The sequence below is a fragment of the Lactobacillus sp. B3795 genome (assembly GCF_026535805.1).
Taxonomy (GTDB): Bacteria; Bacillota; Bacilli; order Lactobacillales; family Lactobacillaceae; genus Apilactobacillus; species Apilactobacillus kunkeei_C.
The window spans coordinates 1-26,475 of the sequence record NZ_JAFNPE010000001.1 but is presented as its reverse complement, the minus strand read 5'-3'; the positions used below and the strand labels follow the sequence as shown (position 1 = coordinate 26,475).

The following is a 26,475-nucleotide window of genomic DNA, read 5'->3' as shown; positions in this document are numbered from 1 at the left end:
GCTATTCAACAACGTTTTTTATTTTTGAATATCTTCTAGATAGCTATTGGTTAACTTCTTCATCGTATCTTCCCAATTGTAGTTGGTACTATTACAAATAGCGTTGATAAAGTTCAACTGTTCAGCTTCAATTTGTTCGATTAATTTTCGTCCATCATCTGTTAAATACACGACTTTTTTTCTCTTATCAGATTTAGCCGGACCGGTATAAACGAGGTTACGTTCTCGCAAATCGCGGCACGCCACGTTTAACGCCTGTTTTGAAATATCTAAAATTTGTAATAATTGTTTGATGGTAATCTCATCAATTGTATCGATTGAGAATAACATTTTTTGTTGATTTGAAGTTAGGTTATACTTTGATAAATCGACGATTCTATTGATTTCTTGGTACGCAAAGTAAAAGACCATTAATTTCTTTTTATCGATCATTTTATTCTCCTTTAGGTCAATTAAGTTGACCTTATATAGAATAGTGCTATTATTATAGAAAGGTCAATTAGATTGACCTATAATATTATTTACTATTCTAGAGTATCAGAATTCAATCAATCTGTCAGAATTATTTATCATATTTGAGGTGATATTATGGATAAACCAACTACCGGATCAAAAGCTTTGATTCAAAGCATGATCAACCAAAACATTAAATACGTCTTCGGGATTCCCGGCGCTAAAGTCGATCAACTATTCGAAGACCTACAAGATTTCGATGATGAAAGAACACCTAAACTAATCGTTACCAGACATGAACAAAATGCCGCATTCATCGCTGCTGCGATCGGTCGTTTAACCGGTGAACCCGGCGTCGTTGCCGTCACTTCTGGCCCCGGCGTTTCCAACCTAGCAACCGGATTAATCACCGCTACCTCTGAAGGTGATCCAATCATTGCCATTGGAGGCCAAGTAAAACGAGATGATTTATTGCGTCTTACCCACCAAAGCATTAACTCTGCCGACTTATTAAAGAGTACTACCAAGTCTAGCGTGGAAGTCCAAGATGCCAACAACATCTCAGAAACTTTCTCAAACGCCTACATCACAGCTCAATCACCTAAGAAAGGTGCTGCCTTTATCTCAGTCCCTCAAGACGTCTTAGGTGATGAAGTCTCCCGTCCAGTAATCGATAAACTACCTAAGATTACCAACGGTAGTGTTGATAAGACTCGTATGAAGGAAATCGCCCACTTAATTGAAAACTCCAAGCAACCGGTTATTTTAGCTGGTATGCGCGCATCAACTCCTGAAGTCAGTTCCGCCCTCCACAAATTGCTACATAAGTTCTCAATCCCAGTCGTTGAAACCTACCAAGGCGCTGGTGTTATTTCAAAGGAACTTGTTGATAATTACTACGGTCGTGTCAGTCTATTTGATAACCAAATCGGTGACACCATCTTGAAAAACAGCGATTTAGTAATTGCCGTTGGATACGATCCAGTCGAATACGAAGCCAGAAACTGGAACCAAGCCCACACCCAAGTAATTAACATCGATACAGTTTCCCCAGAAATCACCGCTGAATACCAACCAAGTATCATCGTTAATGCCGACATTGCAGAAAGTATCGACGCCTTAACCGAATACATCGATGATTCAATGGAACTTTCCAAGGAAGTTACCGACCACCTACACAAGTTGCGTGATCACTTCACCGAAACCATCGAAGAAGTTCACGAAACCACTGAAAATGGTTTGCACCCTATCTCAGTGATTCAATCACTTCAAAAATTCGTCAGTGAAGACACCATTGTAACTGTCGATATCGGAAGTCACTACATCTGGATGGGTCGTTACTTCAAGACTTACAAACCCCGTCATTTGCTATTCAGCAACGGTATGCAAACCCTTGGGGTATCGCTTCCATGGGCCATCGGTGCAGCGTTAACTCATCCAGATGAACCAGTCATCTCAATTTCTGGAGATGGTGGATTCCTCTTCTCAGGACAAGAACTAGAAACCGCCGTTCGCCTAAACCTAAACATCATTCAATTGATCTGGGTTGATGGTTACTACGACATGGTTAAGTTCCAAGAAGTTGCCAAATACGGTCACGACGCCGGAGTTAAGTTCGGCTACGTTGACTACGTTAAATACGCTGAAAGTTTTGGTGCTACCGGTATCCGTGCCAACAGCGTTGGCGATTTAAACAGTGCTTTAAACCGTGCTAAGGACATCAACGGGCCAGTAATCATTGAAATCCCAGTCGATTACAAAGACAACATCGAACTAAAGACCAAGCTAATTCCAAACGAATTAAACTAAACAAAAAAGAGCTAGAGAAATCTAGCTCTTTTTTAGTCTTCCTTACTTGGTAGAACTGATAAAACGATATCCGAAAGAATCAATAAAATATCAAGTACTTGTAGATACCATGGTAGATGTTTAATTGTATATACAAGTAATGACGGTATGATAAATGTGATGATAACCCAATACGGACTTATTCCGATGTCTCGAAAACGCCTCACGTATTGTGAAATGTTCGGAATCACCGTGATGATTGAAAAAATTAGGTAAATTAGTAGACCGACTCTACTATCGATTTTTTCAATTCCGGCAATAACTCCAGTGATAAGCGTTAATCCCAAAAAACTCCACCAAAATTCTGATCTAGTGCTGCGGCCTTTAAAATCAAAGTATCGAGTCCAATACATTGAGAAGCCTTCAATAAAGCTTAGCATCTTACCACATCCAAATTTTCTTTAAATTTAATGTTACACTGAAAAATTAATGTACCAATAATTCCTGCATTTTGACACAAAAAAAGAGCGGTTCACCGCCCTTTTTGATGTTTAATTATTTTCTATCTTTGCTTGGCATTACTAGAATAATAAAACCAATGATTGAGATAATTAGAACTAGGGTTTGAACTAGTACATACTTGTCGTAGATGTTTGAACCCTTCAATACAGTTGGAACACCGTAGGTAATTAGTAGGAACCATGGAGTTACACCTGCGTCACGGTAACGACGGAAGTATAGTGAAATTGTAGGAATTACAGTTGCGATAGTGTATAGGATACATACTGCGATACCAATTAGCGCAGCAATACCGAATGACTTATCGGCATGGCCGGTTGCAAATGCGGTAACAACTGCAACACCACCGAATGCTAGTGCAAAGATTGCGTAGATGATTGAGTTAATCAAGAATACCCACCAGAATTCTGATCTGGTACTTACTCCAGTAAAGTTAAAGTAGTTTTTCCAAAATTGTTTGTATGCTTTAATCATAATTATATTTCCCCTTTTCATATTCTAAGTACATCTTAATTAATCACTTACAAAAAATCAATTAAAGAAATTATTAAGAATTCTTCGGTTTATCTAATAATGGTATAATTAAAACTATACAAAATGTTTAAGGGGATTTTCATATGAACAATGTCGATATTTTAGAACAACAAGTTTTCGCTGCACGTAAGAAATTATCTACCCAAGAACAACTAATGGTAAACGATTACGTGGAAAATAATGCCGTTAGTCCGGTTGCCGCATGGTTGCTATGGATATTTTTTGGGATATTCGGTGCCCACCGTTTCCTATTTAAGAAACCTTACGCTGCCTTAATGCTAACCCTAGAAATCGTTGGATGGGGTACAATCTTCTTTATCATCGGTCTTGGTTTCCTAAGTGCCGTTTGGATCTGGTGGATCGTCGATGCTTTCTCAATCCAATCATGGTTAAAAGAAAGCCGTCTAAAAGCTGCATACAGAGGAATCAATCAAATCACTGGTAAATCAGTTGAAGAATTAAGTGGTATTAACTATACTTCATTCAATGGTGCTTCAGTTGTAAACTACAGCAACCAACCACAACAACAAAACAATTTTGATCCAAACACTGGTCAACCTATCAACAACCAACCAGTAAACAATCAACCATCTTCAGCAAACGTTGAACCACAACAAAAAAGTGATTCATCAAGTACTCAATCTGTTAACGATACAGATGGTGACTTTACTGATTTCAGTAAACCAAGAGAATAACATTTTGAAAGCTTCTAAAAATTTGGAAGCTTTTTTTGTTGCATTATTTCCATCCACCTGTTATCTTATATGTAACATGTTAATTATAAAGTAACAACTAGAAAGGTTGATGAAATTATGAAATACGCAATTAGTGCTGTTACCGGTAACTTCGGTAAAGAAGCAATCAAAGTTTTAATGAAAAACGTCCACAGAACAGACATCGTCGCTTTAGCAAGAAACGTTGAAAAGGCTGAAAAACAACTTCCAGCTGGTCTAGACGTTCGTCCATTCGATTACGGTAACCCTGATCAAATGGCGGAATCACTTGAAGGTATCGATAAGCTATTATTTGTCTCATCACAACCAAGCCCTGTCCTACCTCGTATGACTCAACACCAAAACGTGATTGATGCCGCTAAAAAAGCAGGCGTTGAATTTATCGTTTACACTAGTTTCCCACACGCCGAAACTGCTGATAACTTCCTATCACATGATCACACTCAAACAGAAGCAGCTATCAAGGAAAGTGGCATTGCCCACGCATTCGTTCGTAACAACTGGTACCTAGAAAACGAAGCAACTGTTCTAAAACCAGCGAGCGAAGGACAACCATTTGTATACGCTGCCGGCGACGGTCACGTTGGTTGGGCACTAGAATCAGAATACGCTGAAGGTGCTGTTCGTGTTCTATTAAGCAAATCACCAAAAGAAATCTATGAATTTGCTGGTGAACGTCGTACTTACGCCGACCTAGCAGAAGCATTAAAGAAGGCAACTGGTAAAGAGTTTCCTGTCATCTCAGCATCTGCTGAAGACTACAAGAACGGTCTAAAGGAAGCTGGATTAGACGATGCCACTGTTGGAATCGTTTCAGATATCCAAGCATTAATCGCCGATGGTCAATTGGATGAAGAAACAAATGACTTAACTGCCGTAATTAGTCATTCACTTACTCCAATCGAAGACGCCATCAAGAAGGTTATCAAATAATGAAGTATTCACACCGTTTAAGTGATGCTGTTCATATTTTGACCTATATTGGCGCTTCTGAAATTGTAGAAGACGATCTATCAAGTCGCGCAATCGCTGGAAGTATCAACTCTAATCCCAGCCTTGTTCGTCGTCTAATGTCGTCACTCAAAAATGCTGGATTAATCACCAGTGAACCCGGCCGAGCAGCCGTGTCGTTAAGTAAACCAACTACTGAGATCACTCTTTTAGATGTCTACAAAGCAATCGAAGAACCCGATTTATTCCACGTTGATGAAGAAACCAATCAACAATGTCCTGTCGGGGCCAACATTCAATCTGCTTTGCATAAGGCATACGATGAAGTTCAACAACAAGCCGAAATCGAAATGAGCAAAATCACCCTATCCGATATCGTAAAAGATGTCGTTGACGGCAATAAAAAAGCACTATCCTAATGGATAGTGCTTTTTTATTTATGTACTTATTTTAATCATCGATCAAATCAAGCACCTTTATTTTATTAGTATTAAGCTAATGCTGCACCGAATAGAATTGATACAACGAACAAGATGAAGATAATACCAATAAATGAAATGATAGTACCTGCGATTGCAAGACCCTTAGGTTGCTTGAATAAACCAATAATTGAGAAGATGGCACCTAATAACCATACTACGAAGTCAACGAATGGAATCCATGAAGTAACCAATAAAGCGATTAATGATAGAACGAAACCGGCTGTACCGATACCATTAGTCTTAGCTTGATTGATGTAAATTGATTGGTTACCACCATTTGGTTGACCGTTTTGTTGTTGAAAATCTGGTTGTTGGTTGTCTGAACCGTTATCCATTATGAAAATCCCCCTAAATATAAATGAAAATAATTACATCTAATCATTTTATAATTATTTCTTAACTTAATAATAACTAAAAATAGACAATGGGTCAATTTTCGCTTATACCAAATTCAGTTTTTATTTATTCTACATATAACCATGGTTAAAGTTTCTAAGCTTCTTAAGAGTCAACATGGCGATAACAGCCACTAGATACATTAGTGACATGAATACCATGATTTGAATCAATGAGAACTTAGCCATTAATAATCCCATCAATACTGGTGAGAAACCACCAACTGATTTACCAATTGCCATGATCATGTTGTTGGCAGTGGTTCTAATGTTGGTAGGATATAGGCGACTGATGATGGCACCAAAGCCACCGTAGAAACCAGCAGCGAAGAATCCGGCTAATGCGCTAAATACTAGTAGCATCATTGCACTGTGGGCAATCGCAATTCCATAGATTGCAACCGCAGCTGATAGCATAAAGAATGCAAATGCGACTCTAGGGCCAATCTTGTCCATGATGTAACCGAAACTAATCATTCCCAAACTGATACCCACGATTGTGGCAATCATCCATAGTGATGACTTTGAAATTGAGACATGAAGTTGCTTTTGCATGATAGTTGGTAACCAGATCATTAGACCATAGTAACCGGCATTTTCAACAATCACCATGATGGTAATGACAATGGTTTGCCATGCCAATTGTGGGGTCTTAAATAGTTCGGAGAATGAAACATGTGGAAGCTTATTGTTCTTCTTTACTTCCGCTTCGTAAACTGGACTTTCCTTTAGGTGACGACGAATGAAGTAAGCCAAAGCAACTGGAATTAGACCGAATAGGAATAGTGTGTTCCAGCCAAACATTGGAAGCACAATGGAAGCGATAATTGCTGCCATGATTCCACCCATTTGACCACCGGCGGCTGAAAAGGAAATAATCTTTCCGACCTTAAATCCTTGGAAGTGTTCAGAAATAAGAGATACCCCTGCCCCGAATTCACCACCGGAACCGACTCCGGCTAAAAATCTTAGTAGGTAGATTTCATAAATGTTATGAGCAAAGAATAGTAATCCTGTCGCAATCGCGAACAAGAAAATGGTATGTGAGAAGATTTTGACACGACCAAATCGATCAGCCAAAATTCCGAATAACAATCCACCAAATAGTTTTCCTAAATTGGTAATTGTTGAAGTAAGCCCGGCAGCTGCGGGACTAATATGTAAACTCAAAATCATTGATGATAGCGCAAATGATAAGAACATGCTATCCATATTTTCTAGTGCAAACCCAACCGTGGTGGAGGCAAGCGTCTTTTTTTGATCAAAACTGAAGTGCTTTGACTCGTTAATGACATCCATCTATAAGTTCCTCTTTTCGTCTAATCACGAACATTAATTTGATTTATTTTTATAATATACGTATATTATGCTACTTTGTCGCAAAAATGGCAACATTTTTCTGTTTTTAATCTAAATTCACGATAAAAATAACTATTCCACCGCAATAATGTTCGGAAAAATAAAAAAGCCGGCAGTCTCCTACCAACTTTTTATTTTGCGTATTCTTTATTAAATTTACCGATATTTCTGATTGATAGCATTACTAATACAGCCACGATGTACATTGAAGATAACATCATCATGATTTCAAATAGTGAGTACTTAACCATCAAGAATCCCATCACAAATGGTGATAGTCCACCAATTAACTGACCACATGCCATAATAGTGTTGTTAGCGGTACTTCTGATTCTAGTTGGGTATAGGCGACTAATCACGGCACCGAATCCACCGTAGAATCCAGAAGCGAAGAAACCAGCAAATGCACTAGATAGTAACAATGTGATTGGGCTGTGAGCGATCGCGATTCCATAAATTGAAACCGCAGCGACAATCATATATAGTCCAAACGCTAGACGAGGTCCTAACCAGTCTAAAATGTAACCAAATGTGGCCATTCCAACACAGATACCGATGATGGTAACCACCATCCATAGTGATGATTTAGAAATGGATGTGTGTAATTGTTTTTGCATAATGGTTGGCAACCAACTCATGATACCGTAGTATCCGGCCTTTTCGACGATGATCATGACCATCAAACCAAATGTTTGCCACGCAATAGCAGGAGTCTTAAATAGTTCTAATACGGACACCTTAGGTGCTTGATTGTCGCGTTTAGCCTTTTCTTCTTCAAAGGCTGGGCTTTCCTTTAAGTGACGACGAATAAAGAATGCCAATAGTACTGGAATTAGTCCAAATAAGAACAATGTGTTCCAACCGTATAGTGGTAAAACAATTGCGGCAATAACAGCGGCGACGATGGCTCCCAATTGACCACCGGTAGCTGCCCAAGAAACAAGTTTTCCAATCTTGTGACCCCTGAAGTTTTCAGCAATCAAGGCCACCCCGGCACCGAATTCACCACCGGCACCAATTCCGGCGATGAAACGAAGTGCGTAAATTTCATAAATGTTATGTACAAAGAATAATAATCCAGTCGCAATCGCGAACAAGAAGATGGTGTATGAGAAGACCTTAACACGGCCAAACTTATCAGCTAAAATCCCGAATAATAAAGCTCCAACAAACTTTCCAATGTTTGTAATTGATGAGGTTAATCCGGCTGCTGCGGGGCTAATATGTAAAGTTAAAATCATTGAAGATAACGCAAACGATAAAAACATGCTATCCATATTCTCCAAAGCAAACCCGGTGGATGTAGATGCTAACGTCCTTTTTTGGTTAGTACTAAATCCCTTTGACTCTTTGACAATATCCATTTTATTCATCCTTTCAAAATACGAACTATATTATCTATATTTAATATATTATACGTATATTACCACTATTTACGATTAAAACAACCCCTTTTTACATAAAAAGGTGAATAAAAAGGGATGATTAAATAATTAATCATCCTTTTTGTTTTGTAAATTATCTTCGATATTTTTCTCACGTTGGGAAGCTTCTATACGAATTAGCATTTCCATTTGTAGTTGGTTCAATTGGCTTTGGTGTTTGTTATACTTGGTTTGTAAATCAACCTTGGCGTGCAATAGCTTCAATTCTTCTTCAGAACGTAGGTTAACGTGGTAGTCATTTCGACGGTCTAAATCGTCTTTTTCACCAGCACGGTTTTGACTCATCATGATGATGGGTGCTTGAATGGCGGAAATACACGAAAGTGCCAAGTTCAAAAGAATGAATGGGTATGGATCAAAATGCCAGCCGAATAGTTGCATGACGTTAATGAACATCCAGCCAACTAAAAAGACAACAAATGAGATAACAAATCCCCATGATCCACCGACCTTAGCAACCTTGTCAGCTAAGCGTTTACCAAATGTGTAGTTTTCTTGTAGGGCCTTATCGGCATCGATTACTTTAAAATCTTCGTTGTTAATTTTTTGGGTTAAACGACGGTCAATCTTGTTAAAAGCCGCCTCGTCTTTTCGCATCGCTTTTTTAATATCAGCGTATTGTTGTGCGTAATTTTCCATTGTTTCAACTCCCTAAAATATGTATAACCAAAAGTCTATACTTTATTAACCTAATATACAAAGATAAAAACTTGCAGCAAAAAAGCTATGGCATCAACCATAGCTTTTTTGTTTTATCTAAACGCCTTATCACCGATGTCGGTTCGATAAGCGTAGTCGTTTGAATCAACGTTATCCTTAATTGCTTGATTAACGTTTGCTTGAGCAGCCTTTAAATCTTTGTCTGAGGAAATTACCATCATGATACGTCCGCCAGAGCTGACTAATTTTTCGTCTTGTTCTTCGACTCCCGCGTAGGCCAATGAAAGTTTCTCATCGCTAAATTGAGGAAGTGTAAGCCCGTTTTTATGGTTACCAGGATAGCCCTTAGCAGCTAAGACGTTGCCAAGGAAGTATCGGTCGGTTTGCCAATCAACGGTTTGTTCTTGATGGTTCATTAGTTTGACAATCACATCCCCCAAATCACCTTGCAACTGTGGCAAGATAACTTGAGTTTCCGGATCACCCATTCGAACGTTGAATTCGATGACTTTGACACCGTCTTTAGTCAGGATTAATCCAGCGTATAGAAAACCTTGGAACAAAATGCCTCGCTTGTGCATTTCAGCCAACACGGGTCTAATCACCTTCACTAACCCCTCGTTTAAGACGTCGTCACCGAATTGAGGAAGTGGACTGTAAGCGCCCATCCCACCGGTATTGGGCCCCTTATCACCGTCATAGATACGTTTGTGATCTTGCGCTAATGGCATGGTTATGACATCCAATCCGTTTACCGTCACAATCATCGAGAATTCTTGACCATCTAAGTATTCTTCAATCAGAATTTCCTGGTTGGCATCATTATCAAAGATTTTAGCCAAAGTTTCCTTAGCTTCATCTAAATCTTTGATTATGAAAACACCTTTTCCGGCAGCCAAACCGTTTAGTTTCACAACGATTGGGAAATCGTGTCCTTCCATGTACGAAAGAGCGTCGTCATGATTACTAAAGGTCGCATAAGCAGCGGTTGGAACATCTGCTGATTGCATGGCCTCTTTGGCAAACTCCTTGGAGCTTTCCAATTGAGCAGCTTCTTTATTAGGTCCAAAGACTTTCAATCCAGCATCAGTAAAACGGTCAACAATGCCGTCACTAAGTGGTTTTTCGGGACCAACTACTGTCCAATCAATCTGATTATCCAAGGCAAATTCGATTAGACCATCAAAATCCAATTCTTCGATATCAACGGTTTGAACCCCGTCGATGACGTTCATCATTGGATTACCGGGTGCTACAAAAACTTCTCGATTGTCGTTTTTAGCTAAACTTTGTGCCATCGCATATTCGCGACCGCCTGAACCAATCAATAACCATTTTTCCATCTTCTTCATAACCTCACTCTAGTGTTTGAAATGACGGTTGCCACTAAATACAAGGGCAATGCCTAATTCATCTGCTTTATCAATTGAATCTTGATCACGGATACTTCCACCAGGTTCAACAATTGCTGTAATACCGTGTTTAGCAGCGAATTCCACACAGTCATCCATTGGGAAGTAAGCATCTGAACCTAATACTGCGTTTGCGTAATCTGACTTAGTTTCAGCCTTCTTGATAGCAATCTTAGTTGAGTCAATACGGTTTGGTTGACCAGAACCAACACCTAAAGTTTGATGGTCGGTGGTAACAACAATCGCATTACTCTTAACGTGTTTAACGGCGTTTTGGGCAAATGCTAAAGCCTTCATTTGCTTTTCAGTTGGTTGCTTCTTTGATACAACCTTGTATTCAGTTGGTTCTTCATGAAGTAAGTCACGTTCTTGAACTAGCATCCCACCTAGAACAGAAACTAGATCCTTCTTATCTGGGTTAATCTTGTCGAAATCAACAGTTAGTAAACGGATGTTTTTCTTCTTAGCCAATACGTCGTAAGCTTCGTCGGTGAATGATGGAGCGATTACGATTTCCAAGAAGATGGCGTGCATCTTTTCGGCAGTGGCTAAATCAACTTCACGGTTTAGAGCAATGATTCCACCAAAGATTGAAGTTGAATCTGATTCGTAAGCTAGGTTCCAAGCGGTTAGTAGGTCGTCGGCAGTACCGATACCACATGGGTTCATGTGTTTTAATGCCACGACAGTAGCTTGGTCTGGGAATTCTGCGACGATACGAAGTGCGGCGTCGGCATCCCTTACGTTGTTGTATGATAGCTTCTTACCATGTAGTTGTTTGGCATTAGCTAGTGAGTATGTTTCAGGAATTGGTTCCTTGTAGTATGCAGCTTTTTGGTGACTGTTTTCACCGTAACGCATTGCTTCTACCTTTTCATATGTGTAAGTTAGCTTTTCTGGGAATTCTTCTTTGGTTAGGTAGTTGGCGATTAATGCGTCGTAAGCTGCAGTATGTCTAAAGACCTTCGCTGCCAAAGCGCTTCTGTATTCAGCGTCGATTTCGTTAGCGTCGTATCTAGCGATGTAGTCGTCGTAGTCTGCTACGTCGGTAATTACGATGACGTCTTGGCTGTTTTTAGCAGCGGCTCTTAGCATTGAAGGACCACCGATATCAATGTTTTCAATCGCATCGGCATATGTAACGTCCGGCTTTTCAATGGTTTCTTTAAATGGGTATAGGTTGACACAAACTAGATCGATTAGACCAATGTTTTGTTCCTTTAGTTGTTGCATGTGTTCTTCATTGTCGCGACGAGCAAGAATTCCAGCATGAATGCGTGGATGTAGTGTCTTCACACGACCGTCTAACATTTCAGAGAAATTAGTAATTTCTTCAACGGCAATCGCGTCTACACCGTTGTCTAATAAAGTCTTCAATGTTCCACCGGTTGAGACAATATCGTAATCACGTTGTTCTAGTTGCTTGGCAAATTCAACAATTCCATTCTTATCTGAGACACTTAACAATGCTAACTTTTTCAATTTAAATAACTCCCTTTTCAATTAATTGTAAAATCGTGCGTGGGTACAACTGATGTTCAACATCATGAATTCGATTTTCCAAATCCGCTAACGAATCACCTTCTTTTCTATAAACTACCTCTTGAGCAATAATCTGACCGGAGTCGATTCCCGAATCCACAAAGTGAATTGTGACTCCCGTCTTATCAACTCCAGCGTTGTAGGCATCTAAGATACCCTGTTTGCCGGGAAAACTCGGCAAGAGCGCTGGATGAATGTTGATAATCTTGTTGGGGTAGGCGTTCAGTAACGTTTCCCCAACGATTCTCATGTAGCCGGCCAAGATAATGACTTGGACGCCTTTTTTCTTGAGTTCTTCTAGAATGCGACCCTCACGAATCGCTCTTTTTTCACCCTTATGCAGTTCCGCAATCAAGACTTCAACGTTCTTTTTTTCGGCTCGTTGCACCACAAACGCATCATGGTGATCACATACCAACAATTTGATATCAATTGGTAGGTCAGCTTCAGCAATCGCGTCGAAGTTAGTTCCATTTCCCGATGCAAAAATTGCAACGGGGAGTTTATCTGATTTCAACTGCTTCTTGCTCACGTTTTACCACCTCACCAATCTCAAAATATTCTAGGCCATTATCGGAAAGGTAATTTGTCACTGCTTGAACGTATTCTTCTGGAGCGACTAACACCATGCCGATTCCCTGGTTAAACACAAGATCCATGTCGCTTTGATCCAAGTTACCCCAGTCTTGTAGGCACTTGAAAATGTTTGGTACCGTCCATGATGAACGGTCAATCTTAGCGGTTAAGTCGTTTGGAATTACCCTTGATAGGTTATCGGCAATTCCACCACCGGTGATGTTGGCAATCGCATGAATCGCACCAGATTCGACGATGCCCTTAACGTAGTGGTAATACAAACGTGTTGGGGTTAGTAGTTCGTCAATCAATGGTTGTGATAATCCTTGGTATGTGGCGTTTAAATCAAGTTCAGCATCCTTGATAATCTTACGAACTAGTGAGTACCCATTGGAATGAATTCCGGATGATTTCAAACCAATTAGTTTGTCACCCTCCTTAACGTTTTGTGCCCCTAGTAAACGTTTCTTGTCAGCAATTCCAACCGCAAAACCACTTAAGTCGTAGTCGTCTTGCTTGTAGATGCCAGGCATTTCAGCCATTTCACCACCAATTAATGAAAGACCAGCTTGCTTACATCCCATCACAACACCTGAAACGATTTCCTTCACTTCTTCTGGAAGCAACTTACCGATTCCAATGTAGTCTAAAAAGAATAATGGTTTAGCTCCTTGCGCTAGGATGTCATTGGCACACATTGCAACCAAGTCGATTCCGATTGTGGTATGACGTTTAGCCTGAATGGCCAACATCAATTTAGTTCCGACACCATCGGTTCCAGAAATTAGAACCGGATCATCGTATTTTGCAAAATGAGATTGAAGTGAATACATTGCGCCGAATCCACCCAGACCGTCGACTACGCTTTGGTCATAAGTAGAAGCGACCATATCTTTGATTGAATTTACCGCTTTTTCGCCGCTTTCAACATCGACACCAGCTTCTTTATATTGGTTAGCCATTCACTTCATCCTCCTCGTATAGGTGTAATCTCTTTGCTTCTGCATCGTATGTTTCTTGGTAGTCATACAAAGGTGTTGGGTACTTACCATCGAAGTATGCTGTACATAGACCGTGGTATTGGTTGTCACAATCTAAGTCAATTGCTTCGATTAAACCTTCAACACTTAGGTACTTCAATGAGTCCGCTTCGATGATGTCCTTGATTTCTTCAACACTGTGGTTAGCACCAATTAGTTCACTTGGTTTTTGAATATCAATTCCGTAAAAACATGGGTACTTCAAATCAGGTGAAGCAATTCTAACGTGGACTGATTTAGCACCAGCATCCTTTAGCATTTTGGCGATAAAACGACTGGTGGTTCCACGGACGATTGAGTCATCAACTAGGATGACATCCTTGTCCTTAATGACTGATTTAACCACGGAAAGTTTCATTGAAACCCCACGTTCACGTCGTTCTTGAGTTGGTTCGATAAATGTTCTGGCAACGTATTGATTCTTGATCAAGCCCATTTCATAAGGAATGCCACTTTCAATCGCATATCCCATTGCTGCAGATAGTGATGAGTTAGGCACCCCGATTACGACGTCCGCCTTAGTTGGATTTTCACGAGCGACCAAAGCACCCATGCGTTTTCTAGCTTCATGGACTGAAACCCCATGAATGACTGAGTCGGGACGAGCGAAGTAGACGTATTCCATTGAACAGATGGTTAGTTCAGTATCTTCGGTGAAGTGGTCAATCTTGATACCGGAGTCATCGACAATGACAACTTCTCCTGGTTGAACATCCCTAACATATTCAGCTTGGACTTGATCCAAGGCACAGGTTTCACTACAAATAACCACGGCACCGTCTTTTCTTCTACCGATTACCAATGGACGTAATCCGTTGGGATCACATACCGCATACATTGCGTCAGGACTAAGTAATACGTAGGCAAAACCACCGTGCATTTGGTTGGCGGCTTCCTTGATACGACCTAGGAAGGTGTCTTGGTTACTGATTTCGATTAAGTCACCGAAAATTTCACTATCAGAATCGGATTGGAAGATGGTTCCAGTCTTTCTAAGCATTTCTTTTAGAGTGTCGGCATTAGTTAGGTTTCCGTTGTGTGATAGTGCGAAATGAGTTTCGGTATTTTCAAACATAAATGGTTGCACATTGTTGATGGTGTGGCTTCCAGCTGTTGCGTAACGAATGTGACCTAGTGCTGCATTCCCATGTAGTCGATCAAAGGCATGCGGGTCATCAAAAATGGCTCCAAGTAAACCTTGTCCGCGATATCGGTTTAGTCGTTTGTTGGCATCAATGGCAAGAATTCCAGCACCTTCTTGACCACGATGTTGTAAAGCGTGGAGACCACTGTAAGCGACCTTAGCAGCTGGACCTTCAACGCCCCAGACACCAAAGACACCACATTCATCGTTTAAGCTTTTGACTTCATTTGGCATGATAAACTTTCCTTCCAGATGGTTTTTAGAGCAGTCACGTCATCAACGTATTGACCATCTTGTAGTTGTAAGTTGATTTGTTGGCTGTCGTCAGTAACACCAATCAAGTGTGCTTTCTTACCAGCTAGTTTTTCGAAGGCTGCTTGATCTTCTTGGCTAACTGATACAACGTATCTTGATTGAGTTTCTGAGAATAGTTGTGCTTTAGTAATATCGATTTCACCCTTCAAACCAAGATTATGTTCGAATAGTGATTCAAGGATGGAAACGACAATTCCACCTTCACTAACATCATGAGCTGATTCGATTAGGTGGTTGTGAATTAAATCTAGGATTAAGCGTTGGTTGCTAAATTCTTCTTCTAGGTCAAAGTGGATTTTTCCTGAGATTTGTCCTTCTAGGTGTTTTTGAATTTCTGAACCGGCAAAGTCATCATTAGTGTCTCCGATAACGTAAACCAATTCGCCAACTTCCTTGATATCTGATCGGGTAATGTATTGGTTATCTTCGATTAGACCAACCATCCCAATCATTGGAGTTGGATAAATCGCCTTGTTGTCTGTTTCGTTGTATAGCGAAACGTTTCCGGCGATTACCGGTGTATCGAATTTTTCGCAGGCCTTTGAAATCCCTTCAACTGATTGATCCATTTCGAAGTAACTTTCTGAATCGTCAGGGTTACCGAAGTTCAAACAGTCGGTAATTCCGATTGGCACCGCACCGCTTGCGACGATGTTTCTTGCAGCTTCTGATACGGCAATTTGGCCACCTAGTTTTGGATCTAGGTAAATGTATCGACCGTTGGCATCAGTAGTCATGGCAAGTGATTTGTTAGTACCACGCACACGAATTACTCCTGAGTCACTACCAGGTTGAACAACGGTGTTAGCTTGAACACGGCAGTCGTATTGGCGATAAACAGATTCTTTAGAAGCAATGGTAGGTTGTCCGATAATTGTCTTTACCATGTCGTTAACATCGCTGATAACGGGTGTTTTAGCTTCGTCGACGTTCTTCAAACGGTCAGGTTCAACAACATCGTGTTGGTATTCAGGAACATCGTTAACCAAACTTGAAGTTGGAATGTCACAAACAAGTTCACCGTGTTGGTATAAACGGTATTGTTTGTCGTCGTTAACGTGACCAATTACGACAGCGTCTAGATGGTGTTTTTCAAATACTTCTAGGACTTCGTCTTCGTGGCCAGCCTTAACACATAGCAACATTCTTTCTTGAGATTCTGAAAGCATGATTTCATATGGAGTCATGCCAATTTCTCTTTGTGGAACTAGGTCTAAGTCTAAGTCGACCCCACTGTTAGCCTTGTCGGCCATTTCAGCTGATGATGATACTAATCCAGCGGCACCCATGTCTTGAATTCCGACTAGGATGTCCTTGTGGTTATGAGTCACTTCTAGACAGGCGTCAACAAGTAGTTTTTCCATGAACGGATCACCAACTTGAACGGCTGAACGGTCTGATTCTTCTTCGGTACTGAATTGACTTGATGCGAAAGTAGCACCGTTTATTCCATCACGTCCGGTCTTGGCACCGACGTAGATGATTGAGTTACCGGCACCTGAAGCACGTCCGGCTTCGATGTCTGCTTGATCCATCAAACCGACACACATAACGTTGACCAATGGGTTTCCGTCGTAGCATGGGTCGAAACTAATTTCACCACCGACCGTTGGAACCCCGATACAGTTACCGTAACCAGCGATTCCGGCAACGACCTTGTCTAATAGGAAACGATTCTTGTCATTAGTTAGTTCACCAAAACGAAGGCTATCAAGTGAAGCCACTGGTTTGGCTCCCATTGAGAAGATGTCTCTGATGATTCCACCGACACCGGTAGCTGCACCTTCGTATGGTTCAACGTAACTTGGATGGTTATGACTTTCGGCTTTAAATACGACCGCTTGGCCATCACCGATGTCTAGAACCCCGGCACCTTCACCAGGTCCTTGTAGGACACGAGAACCATCTGACCAGAACTTTCTAAGCACTGGCTTTGAGTTCTTGTATGAACAGTGTTCGCTCCACATTCCTGAGTACAAACCGGTTTCGGTGTAGTTAGGTAAGCGGTGCAAAATGTCATTTGAGATTAAGTTATATTCAAAATCAGTTAGACCCCAGTCTTGGTAAATCTTTTGATCTTTAATATCTTGGGGTGTAATTGTCTTTGGCTTTTCCATCTTGTTAGCTCCTAACGTGATTTAATAATGACTTGAATAGCTTCAAGCCGTCGGTTCCACCTAAAATGCTTTCAACGGCACGTTCCGGATGAGGCATCATCCCTAAAACATTCCCTTGCTCGTTCACGACACCGGCGATGTTGTCACAACTACCGTTGGGATTATCTTCGTAAGTGAAGACGATTTGATCGTTAGCCTTTAATTGGGCTAAAGTTTCGTCGTCACAGTAGTAGTTACCTTCACCGTGAGCGATTGGAATATCGATGACTTCTGATTCTTCGTATTGGTCGGTAAACATTGTGTCGTTATTTTGCACGCGTAGCTTGGACCAATCTGAAATGAATTCCATGCTGGTGTTGTGTTGAAGTGAACCCGGTAGCAGGTTAGCTTCCGTTAGGATTTGGAAACCATTACAGACACCCAATACTGGTTTGCCTTCAGCGGCCATTTCCTTAACTGATTCCATAACCGGTGCAAAACGGGCAACAGCACCACTTCTTAGGTAATCACCGTATGAGAAACCACCGGGGATTAGGACACCATCGTATCCATCTAAGTTAGTAGCATCTGAAGTAACTAGGTCAACGTCTTCATTTAGTGAATCGCGCACTGCATAATACATATCCATATCACAGTTGGAGCCGGGAAAACTAATTACTGCAAATTTCATTTCGCCACTTCCTTTAGTTCAAATTCGTATGATTCCATGTTGTGGTTCACCAATAAATCTTTGGCAATGTCGTTAACAATCTTTGATGCTTCATCTTCGCTGTCGGATTTGATGTTGACTTCAAAGTACTTACCTTGTTTGACTGAGTCGACCTTGTCGTAACCCAAACGTTGTAAGGCGTTCAATACTGCTTCACCTTGAGGATCTAAAATTGATGCTTTGTGATGGACATAGATTTGTGCTAAATACATATTTTCTTCCTCCCTATATGGCTGCTCGTAAACGTTTTAGAATTTCTAGGTAACCTGGCATCATATCTCCTGCTTCTTTTCGAAAGACATCTTTATCTAGTGATTCGTTAGTATCTTTATCAAGTAAACGACATGAATCAGGTGAGATTTCATCAGCTAGGATGATTTCACCGTCTTCGTTAATTCCAAACTCAAGTTTGAAATCAACCAAGGTAACGTTCATCTTGTCGAATAATTCTGTTAGGATTTGGTTCACCTTTAGGCCGTCTTTTTCTAGTTGTGCTAACTTGTCTGCTTCGATTAAATCCAAGCCAATTGCATCAGACTTAGTAACGATAGGATCGTGTAAATCATTATCTTTATAAAAAAATTCGACAACTGGTTCTTTCAATGTTTGAAGATAATCAGTGCCGAATCTTTTTTGGAAATGTCCGGCCGCAAAGTTTCTAATTACAACTTCCAGCGGAATCATTTCAACTTTTTTATTTAATTGATCTGTTTCGTTAACACGTTCAATAAAGTGCGTAGCAACACCATTTTCGTTTAGGTATGTGAAAATCATACTTGAAATTTCGTTGTTAACCGCACCCTTGTTTTCGATTAATTCATTACGCAAACCATCCCCCGCAGTGGTGTGGTCTGTGTAGTGCACACGCAATACACTTGAGTCATCGGTGGTGTAAAGTTCCTTAGTCTTACCTGATGCAACTAATGTAGTCATTTTAATTCTCCTCATCTAAATAATTTAACGTCTTGCAATAATTGATCGATTGATGAACCGGTCACAGTGATGTGACCCATTTTTCTTTGATGCTTAATTTCAGCCTTACCATAATCATGGAAGTTCCAGTTTGGGTGGTTAACCAACTCGTTTCGACCGAGTGTTAAATTGTCACCCAATAGGTTCACCATAACGGCATTATCAATTAACTTGATATCTGGTAAGGATAGATTACAAATACTTAAAATATGTGCTTTAAATTGAGAAACGTTGCAGGCCTCAATGGTGTAGTGGCCCGAATTATGTGGTCTTGGTGCTAGCTCGTTAACAAGTAATCTGCCATCTTCCATTAGGAAGAATTCGATTCCTAAGACACCGACTAGTTTCATTTCTGAAGCGATGTTTTCAGCAATCTTTTCAGCATCCTTATGAACGCTGTCGTCAGTTCTTGCTGGCACGATACTAGTGTGTAAGATGTGATCCTTATGAATATTTTCGCTAAGTGGGAAGACAATCACCTTACCGGAAACATCTCGGTCTACCATTATGGAAACTTCCTGTACAAAAGGTTGCTTTCTTTCGTAGATCCACTCAATGCCGTCCAAGTGTTTAATGGCTTCCTTTAGATCGTCTTCGTTATTGATATCGAATTGACCGTGGCCATCATAGCCACCCTCAGCGGTTTTTAAAATCGCAGGAGTAGAAATTTTTTGGTACGCCCTTAATAAATCATCGGCGTTATTTACTGGCGAGTAGTCAGTAACAGGTGCTCCAATGCTTTGTAAAAAGCCCTTTTCCTTGTTTCGGTTGCTAGTGATTTCTAGTTCACTAATTGGCTGCGGGATATATGTAGTATCCGAAACCTTTTTAATTGCTTTTTGGTCGACGTTTTCAAACTCGTAAGTTAAAACATCTGATTTTTCAGCTAACCGTTTCATGGCTAATTCGTCATCGTAGTCAGCGATAATTTGAAAATCAGCAACTTGTGCTGCTGGAGCATCAGGGGTTGGATCTAAGACCCCAACCTTGTATCCCATTTCTTTAGCAACTAACGCCATCATCTGACCTAGTTGACCACCACCTAAGATGCCGATGGTAGCTGGTGGCAAAATTGGCTTAGTGTAATTGTTCATTACTATCAATTGCCTCCTTTGTTTGTCTTTCACGGAAGTCATCTAGATTTTGGGCGATTTTTTCATCGCTGATTGCTAGAATCTGAGCTGCTAACAATGCAGCGTTCTTTGCTCCAGCATCACCAATCGCGACGGTCGCAACTGGTACTCCTGAAGGCATTTGAACGATTGATAGTAGTGAATCGACTCCATTTAAGGTGCTGGTCTTAACCGGAATTCCGATGACCGGTAAGGTTGTATTTGCCGCTAACATCCCTGGCAAATGTGCTGCACCACCCGCCGCAGCAATAATTACTTTGTATTGTTCGTATTTTGCTGAACGGCCAAAAGCCTGTAATTCGTTTGGCATCCGATGAGCTGAGATAATTTTAGTGTTATAACTAATTCCTAAACTATCTAAAGTATCAATAGTTCCCTGTATTTTAGGGAAGTCAGAGATAGAACCCATTACAACTGCTACATCCATTTTTTAAAGTCTCCCCTCTAAATGGTTAAATTCATCATAACAATCGATTTAACATTCGTCAACTAAAAAGCGAACAATATTTAAAAATAATATATTATAGTTCGTGAAAAACACGAATATTTGCACAAAAAAAGACCAACTTAGCAAAAGTTGGCCATTTTTAACTATTTAAATTCAGGAAATGTCTTGTAAATCATTTTGTACATACGATATTGATCGTAGGCGTTAAATCTGTCGTTCAATGACACGATAATCACACGGTTCTTGTTTGGTAATTGACTAGTACTTACCAGACAGTTACCTGCCAATGGAGTGTATCCAGTCTTTAGACCATCCACGTGTAACGCTGCATCATATCTTAACCCACCAGCCAATAATTCATTGGCGTTCTTTAATGTTTGACCATTTTGGTGGTAACGATAGATTTTGGCGTCATTTACAATCGCTGGATATAGTTTCAATAGATGTGATGCAATTACGGCTAAGGCCTTTGCGGAGACGCGGTTATAGTCGTAACGTGAACCATAACGAATGTAGTATGGATATAAGTCGGCGTTTTCCAAACCAGATGAAGAAACGAAACGTGCTTGAGAAGCAATGCCCCATGCCTTCACTTGGCTGTTCATCTTCTTGATGAACTTGTTGTTAGTTCCAGATACCCATTGACCAAGCGCGATGGTTGCACTGTTAGATGATGCAATCAACGAAGCTTTGTATAGGTTTCTTACGGTGTATTTCTTGTTAGCCTTTAATACGTAACTACCTAGAGAATGATGTCTACTCATTCTTGCTAAACTAGGTGAGATTTTAACCTTTTGGTTCCATCCATTTTTGGTAGTTTGCGCCTTTTGAATCGCTAAGTATAATGTCATAATCTTAGCAGTCGAAGCAACGGCACGTTTGGATGTGGCATTTTTTTGGTAATAAACCTGGTTAGTATCCATGTTCATGACATAAGTAGCACTGCTTGTCTTGTTGTACTTATCCATGGATTTGGTGTAATTACTGTTGGCATCGGCACTTACACTCACAGCAACAAATGATGATCCAAGCATAAAGATAGCTAAACAAGCTACCATCATGTTTTTGATTTTGCTCATTTAAATTTTATCCCCCTTAACGAAATCAATAGCTATATATTACAACGTTTTGGCGGGATTTTAGTTTACAAATTATTACATTTATATTATGAATATTAAAAAAGAGGCCTAATAATTAGGTCTCTTTTCTTTATTGTTATTTAATTGCTGATCTAACAGCGTCTTTTTCTGATTCAACCAATTCAACGGTACTTGTGATTGCTCTAGTATCCATCTTGATTTCACGGGTTAAACCTGGAGTGTCTAGTTTTGGTTCAAAAAATGCTTTGAATTCATCTAGACGAGTTCTGGTATGGAAAATGTTTGCGATAACTGTGATAAATGTGGCGAATTCCATGTCACCACCAACAGTATCTTCTAGCCATTGCCATTCGTTTCTGATCCAGTCCCATGCGAATTGTTGACCGGCTGGGTTTCTCAATACACCTGAGAACCAAGCACGTAAGTCTTGAGGTTTTACAACGCTACTGTCTTCAAAGTTAGCAACTAGCTTACCTAGTAACTTAGCATCCTTTGTTAGAGTTACCGCAGCGCAGATATCTTGCTTGTAACTTGGGTCAGTTGATTGTTTGTATTCTTCAACCAATGAATCGAATTCTTCAGCGTTTGAGTAGTTCTTCATTTCATTAGCTAAGATGTATACACGGGTATCAGCAGGTAATGATAACAAGTTTGATTGGTGATCTTGGAAGATTGCGTGAGCAGCTTCGGCGAAGTCTTTGTTGTCATCGTATAGTGCAGCACCTAAGATGTATGGACGAGTCAACTTATCGTTGTTGCTTTCGCCATCGACACTTACTAGACCTAAGCGTTCTAGTTGCTTGTCACTTAGTTGTCTGAATAGGCTCTTCAAGTTGTCTTCGTCTTCAGTTCCTGGTTCCACGAACTTCTTCAAGTTGTTGGCTAGTGTGTAAACAGAGTCGTTAATCACATTAGATTCACTATCAGCAAATTGTTTTAATACCGGAACAACGTCAGCGTATGACACTTGTTTTGCTTCAGCTAGTAAACGAAGGTCTTGTAGTAGTTGCATCTTATCGATTGGAGATAGGTTATCTGCATCGTTTAAGATGTCTTCTTGTAATGTGTCATCGTATTTAACGATAAAGTGTGAGTTGTTACCAACATTTACTCTAAATGGTTTGCCATTTAGTTTGCGTAATTCTTGGTAGTCACCTAAATCAACAGTTTCTTCACTGAAGATGTCAGGTGCTTGGTCATAGTTTGCGTTTAAAGGAATTTGCCAACGACGGCCTTCATCCTTACCTTCACCGGTGAAGAATTGCTTTTGAGCTAACTTCAAGCGGTTGTCTTCAACGTATGCGTTCACAACTGGGTAACCTGGTTGTTCTAGCCATGATTCCATAATCTTGCCTAGATCCATACCGGCAGCCTTACCAAGTGCATCCCATAAGTCAGCACCAGCGGCGTTACCGTACTTGTGAGCAGCAAAGTAGTTCTTTAGTCCTTCACGTAGTGCGTCGTCACCGATTAAGGCACGAACCATTACTAACATTCTGGCACCCTTGGCGTAAACGATAGCTCCATCAAATAAAGCATCAATTTCAGCTGGGTGATGAACTTCAACGTGAACTGATTGAACACCGTCAACGGCATCACGTTTTAGTGCTGCTGGAACATCAGTAGTTTGGAATACTTCCCAAATGTTCCATGAAGGTTCGATTGCATCGATTGCAACGTATTCCATCATGTTGGCAAAACTTTCGTTCAACCATAGGTCATCCCACCATCTCATGGTTACTAAGTCACCGAACCATTGGTGAGCTAATTCATGGGCAATAACTGTTGCAACACGTTGTTTTACTTCAAATGAAGTGTTGTCAGGATCTAGTAATAGGTATGCTTCACGATAAGTTACTAGTCCCCAGTTTTCCATCGCACCTGCTGAGAAGTCAGGTAGCGCTAATTGCCATGAATGTGGAAGTGGGTATGGAGTTTGGTAGAAGTCTTCGAAAAATTCGATTGAGCGCTTAGCAATATCTAAGGCAAAATCTAGTTCTTTGGCGTCGTGGGCTTTAGTACCGAAGACACCGACTTTTACACCACTCTTAGTTTCAGTCATCTTACTTTGCATGTCACCAAAGGCAAATGCAACTAAGTAAGTAGACATTTTAACAGTTTCGTCAAAATAATGAACACCATTTTCAACTTTTACTTCTGGCATGTTTGCTAAAGCAGTTTCACCAGGTTGTTCGTCAAACTTAAGTGCTAGTTTAAATTTAGCTTTTGCTTCTGGTTCATCAATACATGGGAATGCTTGTCTAGCAAAGTTGGTTTCAAATTGAGTTCCTACTAATTGTTTTTGTTCACCATTAACTTGGTAATAAGATGGATAAATTCCCATCATAGTATCAGTTAACTTGGCGGAGTATTCAATAGTTACAGCCACTTCACCGGTCTTACCTAAAGATACGTTAATTACTTCATTGTCATTATCAACGTTAAATTCAACGGGGGTTCCATCTACTGAAACGCTTGTAACATCAAAGTCTTTTTCGTGAATACCGATTTCTGGTTCACTTGCATTACCGTAAATTGTGGTCTTTCCACTAAATTTCTTTTCACTACGGCTAACATCTAAATAGATGTCGTAGTGGTCAGGTTGAAATCGATTAAATAATCTAACTAATTCAGCCATCAATAACACTCCTTCTTTATCATCATTTTCTCATTAGTTTTTAATTGTACGCTATCTAAAAATAAAATGCCACATATATATTGTAGTAGTTAAAACGCTTTTATGCACACTTTAATATTTATGTAATCTTCTTTATAAAAGCTTTATATATTTTGAAAAAATTTAAACTTATATTTATAGAAAATTGCATAGAATAAATATATAGTTTGTCTATACTAATTATTAGGAAGTGAATTCAATGAAAAAATTAGCAAAAAAAGCTATTATTCTTTCTACATTGACTTTCGGTGCTTTAGAAGTAACAAGCATCGCTAACAAAAACTTTAATCCAAATGATAATGTAATCGCTTATGCTGCGGAAACTCAAGATCATTTTGATGCTTCTACTATGTTTCCTGATAAGACATTACAGGACATTATTGTACAGTCTGTCAATAGATACGTAAGAAATTCATATGGTGCTGTAAAAAGCATCAATGATGTAACACAAAGTGATATCAATAAACTAACAACATTAGATGGAAGTAATGAGCAAACTCCAATTGCATCATTAACAGGTATCGAAAACCTTACTAACCTAACAACCGTTAAGTTAAACAATGTTAAGTTCGATCCTCAAATTAACTTTTCACCATTAAAGAATCTACCTAATTTGACATCTCTTTCTGTTCAATCTTCAAATATTAACAGTCAAATGATTAACAATTTGGATGGATGGAACAATACCAAATTAACTAGTATCAATTTGTCAAACAACCAAATCGATAGCATTGATTTTATGAAACACATTGACATTCCAAACATCCAAAGTATTATTGTTGATTCCAACAAAATCAGTGACTTTAGCCCACTTGCGGGTAAAGATTGGGAACAACTAAAAACTCTAAGTGCTTCTCATAACCAAATCTCCGATATTTCACCAATTGCAAGCATCACTTGGCCTAACTTACAAAGCCTTGATGCTTCTTTCAACAACATCTCTGATATCAGCTCAATTGCAAAGGTTAAATGGGATAACATTCAAGAAATTAACGTTTCAAACAACCACATCAAGGATATCAACGTTATCTCAAGCGCTGACTTCCCAAACATCATACAAATCACAGCCGATAATAACGAAATTTCTGACATCAATAGTTTTGCTCACACCAACTGGAAACAATTAAATCAAATTTCCGTTAACGGAAACCACATTAAAGATATCTCTGCAATGAAGGGACTATCAACACTTTACCCTAACTTGCAAACATTCATGGTGGATAATAACCAGCTATCAGATCTTTCATTCATGGCTGGATACCAAATTGGTGGAGGCTCTGCTTTAAATCAAGCCGTTAACGAAACTTATACCCTTAACAAGCCAAAAGTTGGTGACGTTATTAAGATCCCAATTAACCTTGATGACATTAATACCTCTCCTGAATACGCAACTGCAGATACTAACAGAAATCAACTTGTGATTACTTTACAATCTGCTGGATTCACTGCGTACGGTACAGATGGAAATGTATACAGCTCTCCAGATGGTTACTCATCTAACGGTATCAGTTACCTAGCTTACAAATACAACGGCGGAGATCTTCCTACCATGGCTACCCTTGCCTTCAGAAGTACACTAGGACAAAATTCAGAACAACCTTACTACACTGGTATTTACAATGTTGCCTTAAACTACAAGTCAGACGATACAACAAGCAATGCATCATCTAGTGCATCAAGCGCTCAATCTTCTGCAAGTTCACAAGCTAACAGTTCTAGTGTTCAATCCTCTGCTTCAAGTTCNTGAAGCTCAAAGTTCTAGTGCCCAATCTTCTGCTCAAAGCTCTGAAGCTCAAAGTTCTAGTGCCCAATCTTCTGCTCAAAGCTCTGAAGCTCAAAGCTCTAGTGCCCAATCTTCTGCTTCAAGTTCTGAAGCTCAAAGTTCTAGCGCCCAATCTTCTGCTCAAAGCTCTGAAGCTCAAAGTTCTAGTGCCCAATCTTCTGCTCAAAGTTCTGAAGCTCAAAGCTCT

25 protein-coding genes are annotated in these 26,475 nt (G+C 39.9%); 5 read left to right on the top strand and 20 right to left on the bottom strand.

Annotated elements, in window-relative coordinates; genetic code table 11:
- Positions 1-18: 18 nt before the first annotated feature.
- Positions 19-432, bottom strand: a complete 414-nt coding sequence (locus J3U50_RS00125; protein ID WP_034534793.1) for a MarR family winged helix-turn-helix transcriptional regulator — start codon at positions 430-432, stop codon at positions 19-21.
- A 156-nt stretch (positions 433-588) separates the two neighbouring features.
- On the opposite strand from J3U50_RS00125, the gene alsS reads away from it, so the two are divergent.
- On the top strand, positions 589-2,262 hold the full coding sequence (gene alsS, locus J3U50_RS00120; RefSeq protein WP_301945294.1) for an acetolactate synthase AlsS: 1,674 nt from the start codon (positions 589-591) through the stop codon (positions 2,260-2,262).
- Positions 2,263-2,294: 32 nt separating this feature from the next.
- Here the strand turns inward: alsS and J3U50_RS00115 are convergent, their stop codons facing one another.
- The gene (locus J3U50_RS00115) at positions 2,295-2,681 is read right to left on the bottom strand and encodes a DUF805 domain-containing protein (RefSeq protein ID WP_054608515.1); all 387 of its coding nucleotides are present in this window, start codon (positions 2,679-2,681) and stop codon (positions 2,295-2,297) included.
- A gap of 115 nt (positions 2,682-2,796) precedes the next feature.
- On the bottom strand, positions 2,797-3,234 hold the full coding sequence (locus J3U50_RS00110) for a DUF805 domain-containing protein (protein WP_053792129.1): 438 nt from the start codon (positions 3,232-3,234) through the stop codon (positions 2,797-2,799).
- 143 nt (positions 3,235-3,377) lie between these two features.
- Between J3U50_RS00110 and J3U50_RS00105 the strand changes: the two genes are divergently transcribed.
- The 3 genes from J3U50_RS00105 (at position 3,378) to J3U50_RS00095 (ending at position 5,398) form a co-directional block, all read left to right on the top strand.
- Positions 3,378-3,989: a TM2 domain-containing protein gene (locus J3U50_RS00105; RefSeq protein ID WP_301945293.1), complete on the top strand. Its 612-nt coding sequence runs from the start codon at positions 3,378-3,380 to the stop codon at positions 3,987-3,989.
- A 117-nt stretch (positions 3,990-4,106) separates the two neighbouring features.
- Positions 4,107-4,961, top strand: coding sequence for an NAD(P)H-binding protein (locus tag J3U50_RS00100; protein ID WP_301945292.1), 855 nt, complete (start codon positions 4,107-4,109; stop codon positions 4,959-4,961).
- Positions 4,961-5,398 carry an Rrf2 family transcriptional regulator gene (locus J3U50_RS00095; RefSeq protein ID WP_053792132.1) on the top strand — a complete coding sequence of 146 codons (438 nt, stop codon included), beginning with the start codon at positions 4,961-4,963 and terminating at the stop codon, positions 5,396-5,398. Before J3U50_RS00100 ends, J3U50_RS00095 begins: the two co-directional genes overlap by 1 nt.
- A gap of 71 nt (positions 5,399-5,469) precedes the next feature.
- Here the strand turns inward: J3U50_RS00095 and J3U50_RS00090 are convergent, their stop codons facing one another.
- The 17 genes from J3U50_RS00090 to J3U50_RS00010 form a co-directional block, all read right to left on the bottom strand.
- A complete protein-coding gene (locus J3U50_RS00090; protein WP_301945291.1) occupies positions 5,470-5,796 on the bottom strand; it encodes a hypothetical protein in 327 nt (108 codons plus the stop codon).
- Positions 5,797-5,928: 132 nt separating this feature from the next.
- Positions 5,929-7,155 carry an MFS transporter gene (locus J3U50_RS00085; protein WP_053793046.1) on the bottom strand — a complete coding sequence of 409 codons (1,227 nt, stop codon included), beginning with the start codon at positions 7,153-7,155 and terminating at the stop codon, positions 5,929-5,931.
- A gap of 191 nt (positions 7,156-7,346) precedes the next feature.
- Positions 7,347-8,579, bottom strand: a complete 1,233-nt coding sequence (locus tag J3U50_RS00080; protein WP_301945290.1) for an MFS transporter — start codon at positions 8,577-8,579, stop codon at positions 7,347-7,349.
- 129 nt (positions 8,580-8,708) lie between these two features.
- Positions 8,709-9,299, bottom strand: a complete 591-nt coding sequence (locus J3U50_RS00075; protein WP_054608520.1) for a DUF1003 domain-containing protein — start codon at positions 9,297-9,299, stop codon at positions 8,709-8,711.
- A 113-nt stretch (positions 9,300-9,412) separates the two neighbouring features.
- Complete coding sequence (gene purD / locus J3U50_RS00070) at positions 9,413-10,672, bottom strand: phosphoribosylamine--glycine ligase (protein WP_301945289.1); 1,260 nt, start codon at positions 10,670-10,672, stop codon at positions 9,413-9,415.
- Between the two features lie 9 nt (positions 10,673-10,681).
- Positions 10,682-12,214 carry a bifunctional phosphoribosylaminoimidazolecarboxamide formyltransferase/IMP cyclohydrolase gene (gene purH / locus J3U50_RS00065; RefSeq protein WP_301945288.1) on the bottom strand — a complete coding sequence of 511 codons (1,533 nt, stop codon included), beginning with the start codon at positions 12,212-12,214 and terminating at the stop codon, positions 10,682-10,684.
- Between the two features lies 1 nt (position 12,215).
- On the bottom strand, positions 12,216-12,806 hold the full coding sequence (gene purN / locus J3U50_RS00060; RefSeq protein WP_301945287.1) for a phosphoribosylglycinamide formyltransferase: 591 nt from the start codon (positions 12,804-12,806) through the stop codon (positions 12,216-12,218).
- Entirely contained in the window at positions 12,778-13,812 is a 1,035-nt protein-coding gene (gene purM, locus J3U50_RS00055; protein WP_301945286.1) for a phosphoribosylformylglycinamidine cyclo-ligase, read from the bottom strand. Before purM ends, purN begins: the two co-directional genes overlap by 29 nt.
- Entirely contained in the window at positions 13,805-15,268 is a 1,464-nt protein-coding gene (purF, locus tag J3U50_RS00050; protein WP_301945285.1) for an amidophosphoribosyltransferase, read from the bottom strand. Before purF ends, purM begins: the two co-directional genes overlap by 8 nt.
- Positions 15,244-17,466 (bottom strand): phosphoribosylformylglycinamidine synthase subunit PurL, encoded by a 2,223-nt coding sequence (gene purL, locus J3U50_RS00045; protein ID WP_301945284.1) that lies wholly within the window; start codon positions 17,464-17,466, stop codon positions 15,244-15,246. The genes purF and purL overlap by 25 nt, the downstream gene beginning before the upstream one ends.
- A gap of 4 nt (positions 17,467-17,470) precedes the next feature.
- Positions 17,471-18,136, bottom strand: coding sequence for a phosphoribosylformylglycinamidine synthase subunit PurQ (gene purQ, locus J3U50_RS00040; RefSeq protein ID WP_041153149.1), 666 nt, complete (start codon positions 18,134-18,136; stop codon positions 17,471-17,473).
- Complete coding sequence (purS, locus tag J3U50_RS00035) at positions 18,133-18,387, bottom strand: phosphoribosylformylglycinamidine synthase subunit PurS (protein ID WP_301945283.1); 255 nt, start codon at positions 18,385-18,387, stop codon at positions 18,133-18,135. The genes purQ and purS overlap by 4 nt, the downstream gene beginning before the upstream one ends.
- 13 nt (positions 18,388-18,400) lie before the next feature.
- Positions 18,401-19,108, bottom strand: a complete 708-nt coding sequence (gene purC, locus J3U50_RS00030) for a phosphoribosylaminoimidazolesuccinocarboxamide synthase (RefSeq protein ID WP_301945282.1) — start codon at positions 19,106-19,108, stop codon at positions 18,401-18,403.
- Between the two features lie 11 nt (positions 19,109-19,119).
- Positions 19,120-20,241 (bottom strand): 5-(carboxyamino)imidazole ribonucleotide synthase, encoded by a 1,122-nt coding sequence (gene purK, locus J3U50_RS00025; protein ID WP_301945281.1) that lies wholly within the window; start codon positions 20,239-20,241, stop codon positions 19,120-19,122.
- Complete coding sequence (gene purE / locus J3U50_RS00020) at positions 20,225-20,707, bottom strand: 5-(carboxyamino)imidazole ribonucleotide mutase (protein ID WP_263526119.1); 483 nt, start codon at positions 20,705-20,707, stop codon at positions 20,225-20,227. The genes purK and purE overlap by 17 nt, the downstream gene beginning before the upstream one ends.
- A 164-nt stretch (positions 20,708-20,871) precedes the next feature.
- A complete protein-coding gene (locus J3U50_RS00015; RefSeq protein ID WP_301945280.1) occupies positions 20,872-21,807 on the bottom strand; it encodes a D-alanyl-D-alanine carboxypeptidase family protein in 936 nt (311 codons plus the stop codon).
- A gap of 136 nt (positions 21,808-21,943) precedes the next feature.
- Positions 21,944-24,466 carry a M1 family metallopeptidase gene (locus tag J3U50_RS00010; protein WP_301945279.1) on the bottom strand — a complete coding sequence of 841 codons (2,523 nt, stop codon included), beginning with the start codon at positions 24,464-24,466 and terminating at the stop codon, positions 21,944-21,946.
- 238 nt (positions 24,467-24,704) lie between these two features.
- Here J3U50_RS00010 and J3U50_RS00005 point away from each other — a divergent pair, with 238 nt between their 5' ends.
- Positions 24,705-26,252: a leucine-rich repeat domain-containing protein gene (locus J3U50_RS00005; RefSeq protein ID WP_301945278.1), complete on the top strand. Its 1,548-nt coding sequence runs from the start codon at positions 24,705-24,707 to the stop codon at positions 26,250-26,252.
- Positions 26,253-26,475 lie beyond the last annotated feature (223 nt).